This is a genomic window from Streptomyces sp. NPDC005898 (assembly GCF_040629635.1).
Taxonomy (GTDB): Bacteria; Actinomycetota; Actinomycetes; order Streptomycetales; family Streptomycetaceae; genus Streptomyces.
Map to the genome: position 1 here is coordinate 353,190 of NZ_JBEXWC010000001.1, position 19,015 is coordinate 372,204.

Here is a 19,015-nt window from a genome sequence, read left to right on the forward strand (position 1 = left end):
CGGAGGTCAGAGCGACAGCTCGGTCACTTCGCCCTCCGCCACCTCCAGGCGGCGCGTCACGCTGACCGCGTCCAGCATCCTGCGGTCGTGCGTGACCAGCAGCAGCGTGCCCTCGTAGGACTCCAGGGCCGCCTCCAGCTGCTCGATCGCGGGCAGGTCGAGGTGGTTCGTCGGCTCGTCCAGGACCAGGAGGTTGACGCCCCTGCCCTGGAGCAGTGCGAGGGCCGCGCGGGTGCGCTCGCCGGGTGAGAGCGTCGCCGCGGGGCGCAGCACATGCTCCGCCTTCAGGCCGAACTTGGCCAGGAGCGTGCGGACTTCGGCGGGTTCGGTGTCCGGTACCGCCGCGCAGAACGCGTCGAGCAGGGACTCCTCGCCGTGGAAGAGGGCGCGGGCCTGGTCCACCTCGCCGACGAGGACGCCCGAGCCGAGGGTCGCGTGGCCCGCGTCCACCGGGACGCGTCCCAGGAGGGCGCCGAGCAGCGTCGACTTGCCCGAGCCGTTCGCGCCGGTGATCGCGACGCGGTCGGCCCAGTCGATCTGGAGCGTGACGGGCCCGAGGGTGAAGTCGCCCCGGCGCACCCGCGCCTCGCGCAGGCTCGCCACGACCGCGCCCGAGCGGGGCGCCGCCGCGATCTCCATGCGCAGCTCCCACTCCTTGCGGGGCTCCTCGACGACGTCCAGGCGCTCGATCATGCGCTGCGTCTGGCGGGCCTTGGCGGCCTGCTTCTCGCTGGCGTCGGCGCGGAAGTTGCGGCCGATCTTGTCGTTGTCGCCGCCGCCCGCCTTGGCCGCCTTGCGGCGGGCGTTCTTGACGCCCTTGTCGGCCCAGGAGCGCTGCATCTGGGCGCGGCCCTGGAGCGCCGCCTTCTTGTCCGCGTACTCGTCGTAGTCGTCGCGGGCGTGCTTGCGGGCCACCTCGCGCTCCTCCAGGTACGCGTCGTAGCCGCCGCCGTAGAGGTTGATCTGCTGCTGGACCAGGTCGAGTTCGAGGACCTTGGTGACCGTGCGGCTGAGGAACTCGCGGTCGTGGCTGACCACGACCGTGCCGGCGCGCAGGCCCCTGACGAAGCTCTCCAGGCGCTCCAGCCCCGCCAGGTCGAGGTCGTTGGTGGGCTCGTCCAGGAGGAAGACGTCGTAGCGGGACAGGAGGAGGGAGGCGAGGCCGGCGCGGGCCGCCTGGCCTCCGGAGAGGGAGGTCATCTCCTGGTCAAGGCCGACGGTCAGGCCCAGGTCCTCGGTGACCTCCTCGGCGCGCTCGTCCAGGTCGGCGCCGCCGAGGGCCAGCCAGCGCTCCAGGCTGTCCGCGTAGGCGTCGTCGGCTCCCGGGGCGCCGTCGACCAGGGCCTGGGTGGCCTCGTCCAGGAGGCGCTGGGCCTCGGCGACGCCGGTGCGGCGGGCCAGGAACGCGCGGATCGACTCGCCGGGGCGGCGGTCCGGCTCCTGGGGCAGGTGGCCGACGGAGGCGGACGGGGGCGAAAGCCGCAGCTCGCCTCCCTCGGGGGTGTCCAGGCCCGCGAGCAGCCGCAGGAGGGTGGACTTGCCGGCGCCGTTGGCACCGACGAGTCCGATGACGTCGCCGGGGGCGACGACCAGGTCCAGGGCGGCGAAGAGGGTGCGGTCGCCGTGGGCGGCGGTGAGGTCTTTGGCGACGAGGGTTGCGGTCATCAGGGGGTCATCCTACGGGCGGGCCGGCGCGGCCCCGCAGGGTGCCGGTCGGTCCAGCGGACGGCGGTGGGGCGACCAGGACGCCGGTGCCAGGGCGAGAGGCGCGTACCGGGCAGACATGCGGCGAGTATCCCCACCTGAGGGGGATGCGAGCACGGCATGGCCCCGTTCCGTCGGCCGGGGCGGTGGCGCCGTGCCCCGGGCCGCCCGGGACGCGGATCGCTGCGTACGCGTGGTCGGGGGCGTACCCGCGCCGAGGGCGCCGGACGCCGGTGAGGGCCCGGGGCGGCACGTCCGATGTGTGCCGCTCCCGGGGCCGGGTCAGCGGGTGCGGGCCGGGTCGTCGTCGTCCGCCAGGTCCTCGCCGTCGTTCTGGGCGGGGCCGATGCGGATCTCGAACTCGCCGTCGTACTGCTCGTGGCCCGCGATCACGGCCTTCTCGACGGCTTCCGTGCCGTGCTCCCCGCGCACGATCAGCGGGTCGTGGCGCAGGTCCTTCATGAGGGAGACGCACATGCCGATCATCACGAGCGTGAAGGGCGCGGCGACCAGGATCGTGAGGTTGCGCAGGCCGGTGAGCGCATCGTCCGAGCCGTCGCCGATGAGCAGCATGATCGCCGCCACGGCACCGGTCACGATGCCCCAGAAGATCACGACGAACCGGCCGGGTTCGAGCGCTCCCCGCTGGGAGAGCGTGCCCATGACGATCGACGCGGCGTCGGCGCCCGACACGAAGAAGATGCCCACGAGGAGCATCACGAGAAGGCTGGTGACGGTCGCGATCGGGTACTCGTGGAGCAGCCCGAAGAGCTGCGCCTCCGGTGTCGTCTCGCCCTTGAGGCCGCCCCGGTCCGCGACGGTCATGGCGCTGCCGCCGAAGACCGCGAACCAGATGAGGCTGACCGTGCTCGGCACGAGGATGACGCCGCCGACGAACTGACGGATCGTACGGCCGCGGCTGATGCGGGCGATGAACATGCCGACGAAGGGCGTCCAGGAGATCCACCAGGCCCAGTAGAAGACCGTCCAGCCGCTCAGCCAGTCCGCGACGCCCTTGCCGCTGGAGGCCTCGGTGCGGCCGATCAGCTGGGGCAGGTCGTCGAGGTAGGCGCCGAGGGACGTCGGCAGCATGTCGAGCATGATGACGGTCGGGCCCGCGATGAAGACGAACACCACGAGCAGCAGCGCGAGCACCATGTTGATGTTGGACAGCCACTGGACGCCCTTCTCCACACCGGAGACGGCGGACGCCACGAAGGCCAGGGTCAGCACGCCGATGATCACGACGAGCAGTCCGGTCCCGGCGTCGTCCATCCAGTCCAGCACCTCGATGCCGCTGCCGATCTGCAGGGCGCCGAGGCCGAGGGAGGCGGCCGAGCCGAAGAGGGTGGCGAAGATGGCCAGGATGTCGATGACCCGGCCCCAGGTGCCGTGGGCGTGCTTCTTGCCGATGAGCGGTTCGAAGACGGCGCTGATGGTCTGGCGGCGGTTGCGCCGGAACGTGCTGTAGGCGATGGCGAGGCCCACCACCGCGTAGATGGCCCAGGGGTGGAGCGTCCAGTGGAAGAGGGTCGTGGCCATGGAGGTCTCCATCGCCGCGGCCGAGTCGGCCGGGTCGGTGCCCGGCGGCGGTGCGGTGAAGTGGGCCAGGGGCTCGCTCACCCCGTAGAACATCAGGCCGATGCCCATGCCGGCGCTGAACATCATGGCGACCCAGGAGACGGTGCGGAACTCCGGTTCCTCGCCCTCCTTGCCGAGGGTGATCTTCCCGTACCGGCTGACGGCGAGCCAGAGCGCGAAGACCACGAACCCGGTGGCGGTCAGCATGAAGAACCAGCCGCCGTTGTGCATCAGGCCGTCGAGCATGTCCGTGGTGACGTTCTTGAGCGAGTCCGTCGCCACCGCGCCCCAGACCACGAACGCGAGGGTGAGCACGGCGGTCACGCCGAACACCACCCGGTCCGTGTGCGGGGACCGGCCGCCAGGGGCGGGCGCCATGATCTCCTCGGACCCTCCCCCGTCGTCCGCTTGTCGCTGATCCTGCGTCACAGGTGACACCTTTCAAGGGGGTCGAATGAGTCAGAACTTTGTTCTCCGATACCCCCTACCACATGTGACGGGCGTCTCAGGCGCTCAACAGTCCATGTCGGGCCGAGCTGTGACCATGTGATACGGCGCACGCTCGTCGAGCAGGAGCGGCACGAGGGCCCGCGCCGACTGCCGCAGCGGGACGTGGGCGCCGGACTTGCGGCGCTCCACCGTCACGCCGTGCAGGGCCAGTTCGTCCTTGATGTCGGCGTACTGTCCGGCGTCCAGGCGGTAGCCGCAGGGCGGGTCCTGGATGACCTCGGACGGTTCGGCGGGGTCGTTGTCGGCGCCGCCGAGGTAGACCGGGCCGCGGTCGCGCAGCCCCTCGGCGCGGGCGGCGTCGGTGGCGCGCTCCAGACGGCCGCGCCGCTCGTCGGAGAAGGCGAAGAGGCCTTCCAGGGCGGCGGTTTGGGACTTCACGCGGCGGCGGTTGTTCAGCGCCGCGTCGTTCTTCTCCGCCTCCGTGAGGGGGTCGACGCGGCTCTCGATGAGCAGGCCCGCCGCGTGCTTGATGCCGGAGATGTTGCGCAGGATGCGTTCTTGTCCGTCGCCCGCCGTCTGCTTGACGGGATCCCCGGTGACGGGGTCGGTCCAGATGCCGTAGGTGCCGATGGTGTGTCCGGCGGCCTCGGCGGCCGGTCGTACGTACGCCTTCGACAGGGTCCGGGCCTCTTCGTGCACCGCCTCGTCGGTGTTGAGGTTGCGCGGCCAGAGGTCGAAGAGGTCCTTGTCGTAGTACTTGGGGGTGGCGCCGTACTCGTGCAGGTCGTAGATGACGTCGGGCCGGTGGTCGCGGATGACGGCGGCCAGGGCGCGGCCCTCGGCGGTCTTCAGGGCGATGTGGTCGCGGTTGATGTCGACGCCGTCGGCGTTGCCGCGGGTGTCGGCGGCGCGGCCGTCCGGGTTGGCCGTGGGCACGAACAGGAGCGTGGTGCGGGCCAGGAAGCGCCGGGTCCTGTCGTCCTTCGCGTGGGCGAGGTCGCGGATGGTCGACAGGCAGGCCTCGCGGCCCGCGGGTTCGTCGCCGTGCTGGCTGCAGATCAGCAGGACGACGCTCTTCGCGGGGCGTTCACCGACACGGACCAGCTGGAGGGGGCGGCCCTGCCCGGTGGTGCCTATGCGGGAGACGCGGACCCGCTTGCTCGCCTTGTCCACGGCGGCCAGGAGCCGTTGCTCCTCGGGCTGGGTGGTCCAGCGGGCGCCGTCGCTCTCCTCGAACCCGGTGCGCGGCGGCTTCGGGGTCGCCTGGGCGGGGGCCGTCAGGAGCGGGGCGGCGAGGGCGACGGTGGCGCAGGACAGCGCCAGGGTGCGGATGCGCGGTGTCATGAAGTACTGCCTCCCGGGAGCGGGTTGAGCGGACGCGGCGGGGCCACGCCGTCGAGACGGGGTGCGCGGGGGGTGGCGGACGCGGCGGTGGTGAACGCCTTCGCGCCGCCCACCAGCGGCAGCTCGGCGAAGGTGCGGGCCAGGTCGAGGGTGAGCGTCGGGGTGTCCGCGGGGCGTTCGATGAGGCCCTTGTCGGTGCCCGCGACGATCAGGGCGAGGCGGTGGCCCTCGGGTACGACGTGGTCGCTCGCGGCGAGGTCGAGGGTGATGGTGTGGGGCCTGCCCGGGGTGAGCGGGCGGCCGTGCCGGGCGTCCGCCCAGTTGCCGAGGTCGGCCCAGCCGCGGCTGAAGATCGTGTAGTCGACGTCGGCGGTCTTCGCCCTCGTCTCCTTGAAGCAGGAACTGTCGCCGGTGGTGCTCGCGCCCCAGCAGGTGCGTGCGGGGAGCGTGGTGATGCCCTCCGCCACGTCGGCGTAGTCCCGGATGGTGGCGGGGCCGAGGTCGACCAGGACCGCGGAGAGGTGGGCGGTGCGGGCCGTCGGGATGGCGGTGACGGTCACCTTCGATGAGCCGGACAGGCGCAGGTCACGGCTCAGCGGCCGGCTGACGAACCCGGCCTTCGCGGGCGTGGAGACGTGGATCCGCTCGGCCCAGTCGGTCTCGCTCAGCCCCGGGTCGTCGGTGAAGGTCTCCGTGCCCCTGCCGGGGCGCGGGCCGAGCGTGCCGACGCCGGGCGCGGCGCCCTTCGCGGGGCGCAGCGTGGCGGTGTCGGTGCCGCGCGGGGGCCACACGCGGTCGGTGGTCCAGTGGTCGGGGGTCCGTTCGATGTCGGCCATCGGTTCGCGGTCGACGCCGTTGTCGCGGCCGAGGAGTTCGTGGTCGAACCAGCGGTGCAGGGTGCGCACCCAGTGGGCCCTGCGGAAGTCGAAGGGGTCGACGTGGCCGGCCTGGCTGAGCCAGACCTTGCGGTCCACGCCGTTCTCGGCGAGCGCGTCCCACCACTGGCCGAAGTGCTTGGTGCGCACGTTCAGGTCCTGCATGCCGTGCACGGCGAAGACGCTGGCCCGTACGTTGTCCGCGTCGGGGACGTGGTCGCGCTCGTCCCACAGGCGGGTCCAGTCGCCGCTGCGGGGCGCTCCGTCGATCAGCCGCTGGTGGGCGGCGGCGCAGCGGGCGCCGGCCTCGGGGCTCTCCACGGCCCGCGCGAGGCCGTCGGGGCCGCTGCCGTAGAGCGGGGCCCCCTTGGCGAAGTAGTAGTCGTACCAGGAGGAGATGGCGCCGATGGGCACGATCGTCTTCAGGCCCTTGACGCCGGTGGCGGCGACGGCGTTCGCGATGGTGCCGTCGTAGCTCTTGCCGATCATGCCCGTTCTGCCGTTGGTCCACGTGGCGCGGGCGCGTTTCTCGCCGGTGCGGTTCGTGTAGCCGCGGGCGCGGCCGTTGAGCCAGTCGACGACCGCCTTGGCCGACTGGACGTCGGAGCGGCCGCCGATGTCGACACAGCCGTCGGAGCGGTTCGTGCCGGTGAGGTCGACGGCGACATAGCCGTAGCCGCGGGGCACGAAGTAGTTGTCGTAGTAGAGCGGGAAGCGGACGGGGTCGCCGTTCTCGTCGTACGTCTTCTTCTGGCCCTCGTTGCCGCGGCCGCAGCAGGCGTAGTACGGGCTGGCATCCATGATCACCGGTATGCGGTGGCCGGTGCGGTCGAGTTCACGGGGGCGGACGATGTCGACGGCGACGCGGTCGGTCCGGCCGTTCGCGTCGCCGTCGATCCCGGTGTCGACCCACACGGACTCGCGTATCGCGTTCTCGTACGAGTACACGGGCCTGCTCTCGCCCGCGCGGCGGGGTGCCTCGCCGGGTGCGCGCGGGGCGCCGGCGGCCGACTGCGCCGCGACCGGGGACATCAGTGTGGCCAGCAGGGCGGCCAGGGCCGCCGTCAGCAGCGTTCTCCACAGGAGGCGGGTGCGTCGCGCGCGTATCGGCATGGCGCGGAAGGTACACCGGTGAACTCCGGTGCGACAGAGGGCCGTACGCGCCGTGTCAGGTTCGTGGGGTATAGCGGCACATGTCGGCCGAATGGCGATCGTGTGACAGCAGGGGCCATGGACATGACCTGTGCGGGGCGGGCTGAATAGGGTCGTCGGACAAGACGAACCGATCTTGAGCCCCTACGACTTGGAGCTTGACGTGCACCGCAGACTCATTGCCCCGGGCGCGCTCGCGGCCTCTCTCCTGCTGGCGATCCCGGCATCGGCCGCCGACTTCACCCCCGGGGCGCCGGGCATCGGCGATCCCTATTACCCGGCGAGCGGCAACGGCGGATACGACGTCTCCCACTACGACCTGAGGCTGAAGTACCAGCCCGTGACCGACCTCCTGGAGGGCACGGCCACGATCAACGCCCGCACCACCCAGAACCTCTCCCGCTTCAACCTCGACCTCGGCCTCCAGGTCTCCGAGGTGCGGGTCAACGGCAAGAAGGCGAGGTTCCAGAGGACCGGCGACCAGGAGTTGGAGATCACCCCGCCCGCGGGTCTCGCCAAGGGCACGCAGATCACCGTGGTCGTGCGGTACGCGGGCAAGCCCTCCGAGTTGAAGATCCACGGGTACACGGCCTGGCACCGCACACCGGACGGCGGCGTCGCGGCGCAGGAGCCGGAGGCCGCCGCGTGGTGGTTCCCCTCCAACGACCACCCGCTGGACAAGGCGACGTACGACGTGTCGGTGTCCGTGCCCGACGGCAGCCAGGCGATATCCAACGGCGTGCTGCAGTCGCAGAGTTCGAAGCTCGGCTGGACCCGCTTCAACTGGCGCTCCAACAAGCCGCAGGCGAGCTATCTGGCCACGCTCGCGGTCGGCAGGTTCGACATCACGACCGACAAGACCGAGAGCGGGCTGCCGGTCCTCAACGCCTACAGCAAGGACCTCGGCGACAACGCGGGCGCGGCGCGGGCCAGCATCGAGCGCACGACCGAGGTCGCGGAGTGGCTGGAGACGGTCTTCGGCGCGTACCCCTTCAACGCGCTCGGCGGCTACGTGCCGAACGTGAAGAGCAGCTACGCCCTGGAGACCCAGACGCGGCCGTTCTACAGCCCCGCGGCGTTCGCGAACGGCTCCAACGCGTCCATCGTCGTCCATGAGCTGGCCCACCAGTGGTACGGCGACAGCGTCTCCGTGCACCACTGGAAGGACATCTGGGTCAACGAGGGCTTCGCCCGCTACAGCCAGTGGCTGTGGTCGGAGAAGGAGGGCGAGGGCACGGCGCAGGAGCTCGCGGACTACGCGTACGCGCTGCGGCCCGCCGACGACCCGTTCTGGACGGTCAAGCCGGGCGATCCGGGCCCGGACAACCAGTTCCACGGCGCGGTCTACGACCGGGGGGCGCTCGCCCTGCAGGCGCTGCGGAACGAGATCGGCGACGAGTCGTTCTTCGCCGTCCTCAAGGGCTGGCCGCAGCAGTACAAGTACGGCAACGCCAAGGTCGGCGACTTCGTGAAGTACGCGGAGAAGGTCTCGGGCAAGCCACTCGCGGACCTGTTCGACACCTGGCTCTACCAGCCGTCGCGGCCGGACGCCCCCGCCGCGCGGGAGGCCGGGCTCGCCCGGTCCTCGGCCACGCCCGCCCGGCCGAAGTCGTGGAAGCAGATCGCCGCCACGAACGGCGTGCACGACCACGGACCCGACCACGGGCGTGGCCCCGGCCACTGACGGTCACGCGGTGAGCCGCGCTTGCCGGTCAGGGTGACCGGCAGGCGCGGTACCGAGCTGGCCGGCGGGGTCTCAGCGTGCCGCCTCGCACGCCGCGAGGATGGCGTCCGCGACCGCCGACGGCTCGCGCAGGGTCGGGAAGTGGTCGCTGTGGGCGAGGCGTACGAGGCGGCAGTCCGGGATGCGTTCGGCCATCGCCTCGTTGGTGCGGACCACCTCGGGCCGGTCGTGCTCCCCGATGACGAGGACGCACGGCACGTCGATCTCGCCGAGGCGGTCGAGGACGGGCGGGTCGGGGACGTGGTACGGGTGGCAGGCGAGCCACGCCGGGACCACCGACCTCACGTGCGCCTCGGCCCGCGCGTCGGCGCCCGTGCCGGCGGCGCCGGAGGTGCGCAGCGTCAGCGCCACGATGCCGTCGATGTCGCCCGCCCGCGCCAGCCGGCCGACCTCGGCCGTGAAGTCGCGCGTCAGAAGGTCCTCGGCGCCCGTGACGCCCGGGACCACCAGGGCGAGGCCCGCCACCCGGGCCGGGTCGCCGACGGCGAGGCTGAGGGCCGCGGCACCGCCCATGCTGGACCCGGCGAGGACCGCGCGGGCCACGCCGAAGTGGTCGAGGACCGCGGTCAGGTCCGCCACCGGGGAGAACGGGGCACTCGGCGCCGGGGACCTGCCGTAGCCGCGCGCGTCGTAGCGGATCACCCGATGGCGCTCCGTGAGGCGTGGCAGGACCGGGTCCCAGATCCGGGAGTCACCGACTCCCGGATGGAGAAGGACCAGGGGCGGGCCGCCGTCGTCCGTGCCCCCGGGCCCGCCCGAGTCGTGGGCCCAGACCTCGCCGTCCTTGACCGGGATCGTTGCGTCCTTGACCGGGATCATCGCGTCCATGCCCCGAGTCTGCGACGGGGGGCCGCGAAGCCGCCGGGGAAAGGCCCGCGCGGCACCCGATCGGGTGGCTCCCCCGTCCGGCCGGCCGCATACAGCGCGGTGGCGCCACCCGGGGGAGCCGAGTGCTCCGGGGTGACGCCACCGTGAGAGGGCGGAAAGCCGCTGCTACCGCTCCGAGTCCTGCTGGGGCGCCGTGAGGCTCTGCGCCTCGCGCTCCACCCGGCGCCGGACGCCGAACCAGCCGACGACCAGGGCCGCGCCCACGATCGGGATGAGGAACAGCGTCTTGCGGCCCACCTCGGCGTCCTTCCACATCAGGCAGAGGACGGCGAGCAGGAACGCGATCGTCACGTACTCGGTGATGCCGCTGCCGGGCAGCCGGAACGTCGGCCGGGTGATCACGCCCTCCTTCGCGCGGCGCACGAAGGCCAGGTGACAGACCATGATCATGATCCAGGTGCCGATGATGCCGAGCGAGGCGACGTTCAGGACGATCTCGAAGGCCTGGTCCGGGACGATCCGGTTCAGGCCGACGCCGAGCACGCCGATGGAGGCGGTGAGCAGGATGCCGCCGTAGGGCACCTGGTTGCGGTTCATCTTCGCCGTGAACCTGGGCGCGGAGCCCGACATCGCCATCGAGCGCAGGATGCGGCCGGTGGAGTACAGGCCGGAGTTCAGCGAGCTCATTGCGGCGGTGAGGACCACGAAGTTCATGACGTCGCCGGCGGCCGGTACGCCGATCTTGGACAGCACCGTCACGAACGGGCTCTGGTCGGCCGAGTACAGCGTGCCGGGCAGCAGCAGCGCGAGCAGCACCACGGAGCCGACGTAGAAGACGCCGACGCGCCACATGATCGAGTTCACCGCGCGCGGGACGATCTTCTGCGGGTCCTTGGTCTCACCGGCCGCGACGCCGACCAGCTCCAGCGAGGCGTACGCGAAGACGACGCCCTGCATCACGATCACGACCGGCATCATGCCGTTCGGCAGGAAGCCGCCGTGGTCGGTGATCATGCTCAGACCGGGCTTCCCGCCACCGACCTCGTGCTGGCTGGCCAGCAGGAAGATACCGATGATCATGAAGGCCGTCAGCGCGGCGACCTTGATGATCGAGAACCAGAACTCCATCTCGCCGAAGTACTTCACCGAGATGAGGTTCACGCAGAGCACCACCGCGAGCGCGATCAGCGCGAGCACCCACTGCGGTATGTCGGTGAAGAAGCTCCAGTAGTGCGTGTACAGGGCGATCGCCGTGATGTCGGCGATGCACGTGGTCGACCAGTTGAGGAAGTACATCCAACCGGCGAAGTACGCGCCCTTCTCGCCGAGGAACTCACGCGCGTAACTCACGAACGAGCCCGACGAGGGACGGTAGAGCACCATCTCGCCGAGGGCGCGCACCACGAAGAACGCGAAGACACCGCACACGAGGTACGCGAGGGCGAGCGCGGGGCCCGCCGAGTGGAGGCGGCCGCCCGCCCCGAGAAAGAGCCCTGTGCCGATCGCGCCGCCGATGGCGATCATGTTGACGTGACGGGCCTTGAGGTCCTTGCTGTAACCGGCGTCGCCCGCGTCCGCGGGGGCCTGGGACGCGTCTGTGCGGGACACGTCCACGGCGGCCGTGTCTACGGCTTCCTTGCTCACGTGGGGGATCTACTCTCTGGTGCCCGGAGGGAACTCCGGGGTCCGGATGGTGCTCCGGCCCGCGACACCCCTGACGCGCGCGGACCGACGGGACACCTTCCCTCACGCATTGCCGCGCACGCGGTGGCGCACGTCACATAGCGGGACTTCTCACATGCTGGTCAGGGGGTGTACAAGGCGTCGATCACCTGCTGGTACTTCTCCCGGACGACGCGCCGGCGCAGCTTCAGGGACGGGGTCAGCTCGCCGCTCGCGGGCCCCCACTCCCCGGCGAGGAGGCGGTACCGCTTGATCTGCTCGGTGCGGTTCAGGCGGGCGTTGGCCGATTCGACGGCACGGCCGACCTCCTCCCGCACGGCCGGATGGGCCACGAGGTCGCCCTCGACGCCGCGGGCGGCGGCCCAGGCGGGGGCCACCTCCGCGTCCAGGACGAGCAGCGCCACCAGGTAGGAGCGGCCGTCGCCGTGCACGAAGGCCTGGCCGATCAGCGGGTGCTCCTTGAGCGCGTTCTCCACGAGGGCGGGCGAGACGTTCTTGCCCGTGGAGGTGACGATCATTTCCTTCTTGCGGTCGGTGAGCCAGAGGAAACCGTCCGCGTCGACGCGGCCGACGTCGCCGGTCGCGAACCAGCCGTCCGCGTCGCGGGCCCGGTCGACGCCGCCGTCGGGCCGCAGGTAGCCGTCGCACACCGTCGCGCCCCGCACCAGGATCTCGCCGTCCTCGGCGGTGCGGATCTCCAGGCCGTCGAGGGGACGGCCCACCGAGCCGAGGCGGAACGCGGCGGGGGTGTTGGTGGTGACCACGCCGGAGGTCTCGGTGAGCCCCCACGCGTCCATGATCACCAGTCCGAAGCCGGCCCAGAAGCGGGTGACGTCCGGCGGCATCGGCGCCGAGGCGCTCGCCGTCCACACCAGCCGGTCGAACCCGGCGAGCGCCAGGAGCGGGTCGAGCACCTCGGCCTTCGCCCGCTGGTACGCGGCACGCAACGCCGCCGGTGGCTCCTCGCCGCGCTCCTGGCAGGCGACGTGCGCGCGGGCCGTCTCGTTCGCCGCCTCGATGGCGCGGCGCCGCTCCTCGGGCAGCCCGGCGAGCGCCGCCCGCACGGACGCGGCGAGCTTCTCCCAGACGCGGGGCACGCCGAAGAACTGGAAGGGGTGCAGCTCGCGGGCGGTGGCGGCCACCTCGGCGGGGTCGGCGCAGAGGTGGACGTGCGCGGCGCGCAGCACGGGGAGGTAGATGCTGAGCAGGCGCTCCGCGATGTGCGCGAACGGCAGATAGGAGAGGTGCCCGACGTGTTCGGGGAAGTCGACGACCTTGTCCAGGGCGATGCCGCCGAGGAACACGTTGCGGTGGGTGAGGCGCACGCCCTTGGGGTCGCCGGTGGTGCCCGAGGTGTAGACGACGGTGAGCGCGTCGGTCGGGCGGGTGCGGCGCCAGGCCTCCTCGAAGGCGTCGGGGTCGAGGAGGCGGCCGCCGGTGGCGTGCAGGGAGCCGTAGGTGCGGTGCTCGCCGGCCTCGGCGGCCTCCACCACCACGAGGCGCTCCAGCGGGGAGTCGGCGTCGGCCAGCAGGGGCTCCCAGCGGGGTAACTCGCGGGCGCCCTCGATGATCGCGAGGCGGGCGCGGCTGTGCCGGACGATGTGCGCGATCTGCTCGGGGGCGGAGGTGCCGTACACGGTGACGGGGACGGCGCCCAGGTGCGTCAGGGCGAGGTCGCTCAGCCAGTGCTCGGGGCGGTTGCCCATCATCATCAGGACGTGCTCGCCGCGCTCGACGCCGAGCGCGGCGCAGCCGGCGGTGAGGACGGCGACCTCGCGCCGTGCCGCGCGCCAGGTGAGCGTCGACCAGGTGGCGCCCGTGCGCCAGGAGAGGGCCGGCATCGCGCCGTGGTCCTCGGCGTTGCGCAGCAGCAGGGCGGGGAGCGTGAGGCCGGCGGGGGCTTCGGGGAGTCGCGGGATCGTGGTCATGACCGCCTCCAGGTGCCATCGGCAGGGCGTGTGCGGACGCGTGACGTGGGCGGGGCCGGGCGTGCGGCGGAGCAGCAACTGGCCCGGAGGGTTTCACAACACTGGTGTGCCAGCAATACTGTTGGACCGGATCGGCGCGGGGGCCACCCCTGGGGGCCGAGGGGACGTGGGGAGGGAGGCGGGCCATGACGACGGACACCGGGCGCGCGCCGGCGCACGCCGAGGAGCCGACGTTCACGGTGGACGAGCTGGCCGCCCGCGCGGGCGTCACCGTCCGCACGATCCGCTTCTACGGCACCAGGGGCCTGCTGCCGCCGCCGGTGATCGGCCCGCGCCGCGTCGGGCACTACGGGCAGGACCATCTGTCCCGGCTGGCGCTGATCGAGGAGTTGCAGCACCAGGGCATGACGCTCGCCGCGATCGAGCGGTATCTGGAGCAGTTGCCCGCGGACCTGAGCGCACATGACCTGGCCATCCACCGCGCCCTGGTGGCGAGCTGGGCCCCCGAGTCGGCCGAGGACGTCTCGCGCGCCGAGCTGGAGCGCAGGGCGGGCCGGCCGCTGTCCGGCGCGGACCTGGACCGCCTCGCCGCGATGGACGTCATCGCGTACGGGGAGGACTCCGGCACCTACCGCGTGGACCCGGGCCTGTTGCGGCTCGGGGTGCAGCTGCTCGGGGTGCCGATCGCGCACGAGACGATCCTGGCCGCCCGCACGGTCCTTTTGGAGCACACGCGCGAGGCCGCGCACGAGCTGACGCGCCTCTTCCGCGAGGAGGTCTGGGACCCCTACCGGGAGCGGGAGGCCGATCCCGACCATGTGGCGGCGATGAAGTCGCTGTCCGCCCATATGCAGCCGATGGTCGTGCAGGCCCTGGTGACGGCGTTCCAGCGGTCGCTGAGGGAAGAGCTGAGGGAGGCGTTCCGCGCCGAGCGCTGAACGCCTCCCCCTGCTCTTCGCCGCAGCTCCGCCGAAGGGCTCAGGCGTCGCTGAACTTCTCGCCGCGTTCCGCCTTCTCGACCAGCAGCGCGGGCGGCGTGAACCGCTCCCCGTAGCGCTCGGCGAGTTCCCGCGCGCGGGCCACGAAGCCGGGCAGGCCGCCTTCGTAGCCGTTGATGTACTGGAGCACGCCGCCCGTCCAGCCGGGGAAGCCGATGCCGAGGATGGAGCCGATGTTGGCGTCGGCGACCGACGTCAGGACGCCCTCCTCCAGGAGGCGCACGGTGTCGAGCGCCTCGGAGAAGAGCATGCGCTCCCGCATGTCCTCGAACGGGATCTCGTGGCCGGGCTTGGTGAAGTGCTCGCGCAGGCCCGGCCAGAGCTTGCCGCGCTTGCCGTCCACGTAGTCGTAGAAGCCCGCTCCCCCGCTCCTGCCGGGCCGCCCGAACTCGTCCACCATGCGGTCGATGACGGTGTCCGAGGGGTGGCCCGCCCAGGTGCCGCCCGCTTCCTCGACGGCCCTCCTCGCCTCGTCGCGGATCTTGCGGGGCAGGGTGAGGGTCAGCTCGTCCATCAGGGACAGGACCTTGGCCGGGTAGCCCGCCTGCGCGGCCGCCTGCTCGACGGAGGCGGGCTCGATGCCCTCGGCGACCATCGCGACGCCTTCGGTGATGAAGTGCCCGATGACACGAGAGGTGAAGAAGCCGCGGGAGTCGTTGACGACGATGGGCGTCTTGTTGATCTGGCGCACGAGGTCGAAGGCGCGGGCCAGCGCCTCGTCACCGGTCCGCTCGCCCTTGATGATCTCGACGAGCGGCATCTTGTCGACGGGCGAGAAGAAGTGCAGGCCGATGAAGTCGGCGGGGCGCGTGACGCCCTCGGCCAGCGTGGTGATGGGCAGGGTGGAGGTGTTGGAGCAGAGCAGCGCGTCCGGCTCCACGACGTCCTGGATCTCCTGGAACACCTTGTGCTTGAGCGAGGTGTCCTCGAAGACGGCCTCGATCACGGCGTCGCAGCCGGCGAGGGCCCCCGCGTCGGCGGTGGGCGTGATGCGGGCGAGCAGCGCGTCCGCCTTCTCCTGGGTGGTACGTCCGCGCTCGACCGCCTTGGCGCAGAGCTTCTCGGAGTAGGCCTTGCCCCTCTGGGCGGCCTCCGCCGAGACGTCCTTGAGGACGACCTCGATGCCCGCGCGGGCACAGGAGTACGCGATGCCCGCGCCCATCATGCCGGCGCCGAGCACGGCGGCCTTGCGGACGGTCCTCGGCTCGATGCCCTTGGGGCGGTTCGCGCCGGAGTTGACGGCCTGGAGGTCGAAGAAGAACGCCTGGATCATGTTCTTGGCGATCTGGCCGGTGACCAGCTCGGTGAAGTACCGGGCCTCGATGGTCAGCGCGGTCTCGAAGTCGACCTGGGAGCCCTCGACGGCCGCGGCGAGGATGTTGCGCGGGGCCGGGTAGGGGGCGCCCGCCGTCTGCTTCTTGAGGTTGGCCGGGAACGCGGGCAGGTTCGCCGCGAACTTCGGGTGGGCGGGGGTGCCGCCCGGGATGCGGTAGCCGGGCTTGTCCCAGGGCTGCTGCGACTCGGGGTTGGCGTCGATGAAGGCCCGCGCCTTGGCCATCATCTCTTCGTCGGTGGCCGCCACTTCGTGGACGAGGCCGTTCTCCAGGGCGCGCCTCGGGTTGTACTGCGTGCCCTGGAGCAGCACCTTCAGGAGCGCGTCCGTGATGCCCATCAGGCGTACGGTCCTGGTGACGCCGCCGCCCGCGGGCAGCAGGCCGAGGGTGACCTCGGGCAGGCCGATCCTGGAGCCGGGGGCCTCCAGGGCGACGCGGTGGTGGGCGGCGAGGGCGATCTCGTAACCACCGCCGAGGGCGGCGCCGTTGATGGCGGCGACGACCGGCTTGCCGAGGGTCTCGATGCGGCGCAGCGAGCGCTTGATGGCGTTGCCCGTCTCGAACGCCTGCCGGGCGTTCTCCGGGCCGACCTTGATCATGTCCTTGAGGTCGCCGCCCGCGAAGAACGTCTTCTTGGCGGACGTGTAGATGATGCCGCGGATGGCGTCCTTCTCGGCCTCGGCGCGGTCGGCGACGGCCGCGATGGAGTCCTTGAACGCCTGGTTCATGGTGTTCGCGGACTGCTCGGGGTCGTCCAGCACGAGGGTGACGACACCGGTGTCGTCCTGTTCCCAGCGGATGGTCGTGCGCTCGGTCATGTCTGTGTCTCCGTGAGGTCAGAGGGGGCTCTTGGGGGCGGGTTCGGGGAGGGCCGGGGAGGGGAGGCGCGGCGAAGCCGCTGCCTCAGGGGCGCGGGGAACCGCGCGAGCGACCACGACGTGTCCGCGGTCGGCGACGCACCCGAACCCCTGCGGCGCTCAGCCCTACAGCCGCTCGACGATCGTCGCGATACCCATCCCGCCCCCGACGCACAGCGTGGCCAGCCCGTACCGGAGGTCCCGCCGCTCCAGCTCGTCCACGAGCATGCCGAGGATCATCGCGCCGGTCGCGCCCAGCGGATGCCCCAGCGCGATCGCGCCGCCGTTGACGTTGACCTTGTCCAGGGAGATCCCCATGTCCTTGACGAAGCGCAGCACGACCGCCGCGAACGCCTCGTTGATCTCCACGAGATCGATGTCGTCGATGGTCAGCCCCGCCTTGGCGAGGGCCTTCCGCGTCGCCGGCGCCGGCCCCGTCAGCATGATCAGCGGCTCGGATCCGGAGACGGCCGCGGAGACGATCCGCGCCCGCGGTGTGATCCCGTACCGCTCGCCGACCTCCTTGGTGCCGACGGCGACCAGCGAGGCGCCGTCCACGATGCCGGAGGAGTTGCCCGCGTGGTGGACGTGGTCGATCTCCTCGATCCAGTGGTACTTCTGCAGCGCGACGGCGTCGAAGCCGCCCAGGTCGCCGATGTCCTTGAAGGACGGCTTGAGGCCGGCGAGGGAGTCGGCGGTGGTGCCGGGGCGCATGTGCTCGTCGTGGTCGAGGACGACCAGGCCGTTGCGGTCCTTGACGGGGACGACGGACCGCGCGAAACGGCCGTCCTTCCAGGCCGCGGCGGCCCGCTCCTGGGAGAGCGCCGCGTACTCGTCGACGTCGCGCCGCGAGAAGCCCTCGACGGTGGCGATGAGGTCGGCGCCGATGCCCTGCGGCGCGAAGCCCGTCTCGAAGTTGGTCATCGGGTCGTTGAACCAGGCGCCGCCGTCGGAGGCCATCGGCACCCGCGACATCGACTCGACGCCGCCCGCGAGGACGAGGTCCTCCCAGCCCGAACGCACCTTCATCGCGGCGAGGTTGACCGCCTCCAGGCCCGAGGCGCAGAAGCGGTTCTCCTGGACGCCGGCGACCGTGTCGGGCAGTCCGGCGGCGATGGCGGCGATCCGCGCGATGTCGGAGCCCTGGTCGCCGACGGGCCCGACCACGCCGAGGACGATGTCGTCGATGGCCGCCGGGTCAAGGCCGGGGAACCGGGCCCGGATCTCGTGGATCAGGCCGACGACGAGGTCGATCGGCTTGGTGCCGTGCAGGGCGCCACTGGCCTTGCCGCGTCCGCGCGGGGTGCGGATCGCGTCGTACACGTACGCTTCGGTGGTCACGCGTGAGCCTTTCGGGGGTGTCCGGGGGAGGGCGGTTCAGCCGAGGACGGAACGGCCGATGATCTCCTTCATGATCTCGGTCGTGCCGCCGTAGATGGTCTGGATGCGTCCGTCGGTGAAGGCCTTCGCGACGCGGTACTCGCTCATGTAGCCGTAGCCGCCGTGCAGTTGCAGGCAGCGGTCGGCGACGCGCTTTTGCAGCTCGGTGGCCCACCACTTCGCCATCGACGCGTGGACGGCGTCGAGTTCCCCGTTCGCGTGGTCGACGACGCACCGGTCGAGGAAGGCGCGGGTGACGGCGCACTCGGTGGCCATCTCCGCGATCTCGAAGCGGATGTGCTGGAGCTTGGCCAGCGGCCGGCCGAAGGCCTCGCGCTCCTTGACGTACGCGGTGGTGATCTCCAGGAGGTGTTCGGCGGCGGCGATCCCCGCGACGGCGATGCCCATGCGCTCCTGGGCGAGGTTCGTCATGAGGTGCGCGAAGGCGCCGTTCAGCTCGCCGAGGAGGTTCTCCTTCGGGACGCGTACGCCGTCGAAGAACAGCTCGGCGGTGTCCTGGGCCTTCTGGCCGATCTTGTCGAGGTTGCGGCCCCGCTCGAAGCCCGCCGCGCCGCGCTCCACCACCAGCAGGGACAGGCCGTGGGCGCCGCCCTCCGGGGAGGTCTTGGCGACGACGACGACGAGGTCGGCGAGGATGCCGTTGGAGATGAACGTCTTGGAGCCGTTGAGCACCCAGTGGTCGCCGCGGTCCTCGGCGCTGGTGCGGATGCCCTGGAGGTCGGAGCCCGCGCCGGGCTCGGTCATCGCGATGGCCGTGATCGTCTCACCGGTGCAGAAGCCGGGCAGCCAGCGGCGCTTTTGCTCCTCGGTGGCCAGGGAGGTCAGATAGGGGCCGACGATGTCGTTGTGCAGGCCGATCGCGAGTCCGGCGGCGCCCGCGCGCGTGAACTCCTCGGCGAGGACCGCGGAGTAGCGGAAGTCGGTGTTCCCGCCGCCGCCGTACTCCTCGGGGACGGCGAGCCCGAGCAGCCCCTGCCGGCCGGCGGCCAGCCACGCCGCACGGGAGACGATGCCGTCCTTCTCCCACTGCTCGTAGTGCGGGAGCACCTCCTTGGCGAGGAAGGTGCGCACGGTCTCGCGGAACGCGTCGTGCTCGGCGGAGAAGATCTGCCGTTTCATCGGTACGTGGCCTCCTG

At 71.7% G+C, this 19,015-nt stretch carries 12 protein-coding genes; 2 read left to right on the forward strand and 10 right to left on the reverse strand.

What is annotated here, in order from left to right; all coding sequences use genetic code 11:
- Positions 1-6 precede the first annotated feature (6 nt).
- From ABZ385_RS01345 to ABZ385_RS01360, 4 genes are all read right to left on the reverse strand, one after another.
- Positions 7-1,665: an ABC-F family ATP-binding cassette domain-containing protein gene (locus ABZ385_RS01345; RefSeq protein WP_358587094.1), complete on the reverse strand. Its 1,659-nt coding sequence runs from the start codon at positions 1,663-1,665 to the stop codon at positions 7-9.
- A gap of 321 nt (positions 1,666-1,986) precedes the next feature.
- Complete coding sequence (locus tag ABZ385_RS01350) at positions 1,987-3,663, reverse strand: BCCT family transporter (RefSeq protein WP_358587110.1); 1,677 nt, start codon at positions 3,661-3,663, stop codon at positions 1,987-1,989.
- A gap of 135 nt (positions 3,664-3,798) precedes the next feature.
- Positions 3,799-5,079: a M14 family metallocarboxypeptidase gene (locus tag ABZ385_RS01355; protein ID WP_358909006.1), complete on the reverse strand. Its 1,281-nt coding sequence runs from the start codon at positions 5,077-5,079 to the stop codon at positions 3,799-3,801.
- Positions 5,076-7,067 carry a Xaa-Pro dipeptidyl-peptidase gene (locus ABZ385_RS01360; RefSeq protein ID WP_358909008.1) on the reverse strand — a complete coding sequence of 664 codons (1,992 nt, stop codon included), beginning with the start codon at positions 7,065-7,067 and terminating at the stop codon, positions 5,076-5,078. The genes ABZ385_RS01355 and ABZ385_RS01360 overlap by 4 nt, the downstream gene beginning before the upstream one ends.
- A 202-nt stretch (positions 7,068-7,269) precedes the next feature.
- Between ABZ385_RS01360 and ABZ385_RS01365 the strand changes: the two genes are divergently transcribed.
- Positions 7,270-8,790 (forward strand): M1 family metallopeptidase, encoded by a 1,521-nt coding sequence (locus ABZ385_RS01365; RefSeq protein WP_358909010.1) that lies wholly within the window; start codon positions 7,270-7,272, stop codon positions 8,788-8,790.
- 72 nt (positions 8,791-8,862) lie between these two features.
- Here the strand turns inward: ABZ385_RS01365 and ABZ385_RS01370 are convergent, their stop codons facing one another.
- From ABZ385_RS01370 to ABZ385_RS01380, 3 genes are all read right to left on the reverse strand, one after another.
- A complete protein-coding gene (locus ABZ385_RS01370) occupies positions 8,863-9,678 on the reverse strand; it encodes an alpha/beta fold hydrolase (protein WP_358909011.1) in 816 nt (271 codons plus the stop codon).
- Between the two features lie 165 nt (positions 9,679-9,843).
- The gene (locus tag ABZ385_RS01375; protein WP_358587083.1) at positions 9,844-11,322 is read right to left on the reverse strand and encodes an amino acid permease; all 1,479 of its coding nucleotides are present in this window, start codon (positions 11,320-11,322) and stop codon (positions 9,844-9,846) included.
- A gap of 161 nt (positions 11,323-11,483) precedes the next feature.
- Entirely contained in the window at positions 11,484-13,289 is a 1,806-nt protein-coding gene (locus ABZ385_RS01380; protein WP_358909013.1) for an AMP-dependent synthetase/ligase, read from the reverse strand.
- A 185-nt stretch (positions 13,290-13,474) separates the two neighbouring features.
- Between ABZ385_RS01380 and ABZ385_RS01385 the strand changes: the two genes are divergently transcribed.
- A complete protein-coding gene (locus ABZ385_RS01385; protein ID WP_358698143.1) occupies positions 13,475-14,227 on the forward strand; it encodes a MerR family transcriptional regulator in 753 nt (250 codons plus the stop codon).
- Between the two features lie 40 nt (positions 14,228-14,267).
- On the opposite strand, the gene ABZ385_RS01390 is transcribed toward ABZ385_RS01385, so the two are convergent.
- The 3 genes from ABZ385_RS01390 to ABZ385_RS01400 form a co-directional block, all read right to left on the reverse strand.
- Positions 14,268-16,439: a 3-hydroxyacyl-CoA dehydrogenase NAD-binding domain-containing protein gene (locus ABZ385_RS01390; protein WP_358909015.1), complete on the reverse strand. Its 2,172-nt coding sequence runs from the start codon at positions 16,437-16,439 to the stop codon at positions 14,268-14,270.
- Between the two features lie 165 nt (positions 16,440-16,604).
- Positions 16,605-17,819 (reverse strand): acetyl-CoA C-acetyltransferase, encoded by a 1,215-nt coding sequence (locus tag ABZ385_RS01395; protein WP_358909016.1) that lies wholly within the window; start codon positions 17,817-17,819, stop codon positions 16,605-16,607.
- Between the two features lie 36 nt (positions 17,820-17,855).
- Positions 17,856-18,998, reverse strand: coding sequence for an acyl-CoA dehydrogenase family protein (locus ABZ385_RS01400; RefSeq protein WP_358590109.1), 1,143 nt, complete (start codon positions 18,996-18,998; stop codon positions 17,856-17,858).
- Between the last annotated feature and the right edge of the window lie 17 nt (positions 18,999-19,015).

Bases quoted from the DNA above. Each gene is read 5' to 3' on its own strand.
- ABZ385_RS01400 (WP_358590109.1), bottom strand. From the start codon at position 18,998: ATGAAACGGCAGATCTTCTCCGCCGAGCACGACGCGTTCCGCGAGACC.
- ABZ385_RS01360 (WP_358909008.1), bottom strand. From the start codon at position 7,067: ATGCCGATACGCGCGCGACGCACCCGCCTCCTGTGGAGAACGCTGCTG.
- ABZ385_RS01380 (WP_358909013.1), bottom strand. From the start codon at position 13,289: ATGACCACGATCCCGCGACTCCCCGAAGCCCCCGCCGGCCTCACGCTC.
- ABZ385_RS01355 (WP_358909006.1), bottom strand. From the start codon at position 5,079: ATGACACCGCGCATCCGCACCCTGGCGCTGTCCTGCGCCACCGTCGCC.
- ABZ385_RS01390 (WP_358909015.1), bottom strand. From the start codon at position 16,439: ATGACCGAGCGCACGACCATCCGCTGGGAACAGGACGACACCGGTGTC.
- ABZ385_RS01385 (WP_358698143.1), top strand. From the start codon at position 13,475: ATGACGACGGACACCGGGCGCGCGCCGGCGCACGCCGAGGAGCCGACG.
- ABZ385_RS01345 (WP_358587094.1), bottom strand. From the start codon at position 1,665: ATGACCGCAACCCTCGTCGCCAAAGACCTCACCGCCGCCCACGGCGAC.
- ABZ385_RS01350 (WP_358587110.1), bottom strand. From the start codon at position 3,663: ATGGCGCCCGCCCCTGGCGGCCGGTCCCCGCACACGGACCGGGTGGTG.
- ABZ385_RS01370 (WP_358909011.1), bottom strand. From the start codon at position 9,678: ATGGACGCGATGATCCCGGTCAAGGACGCAACGATCCCGGTCAAGGAC.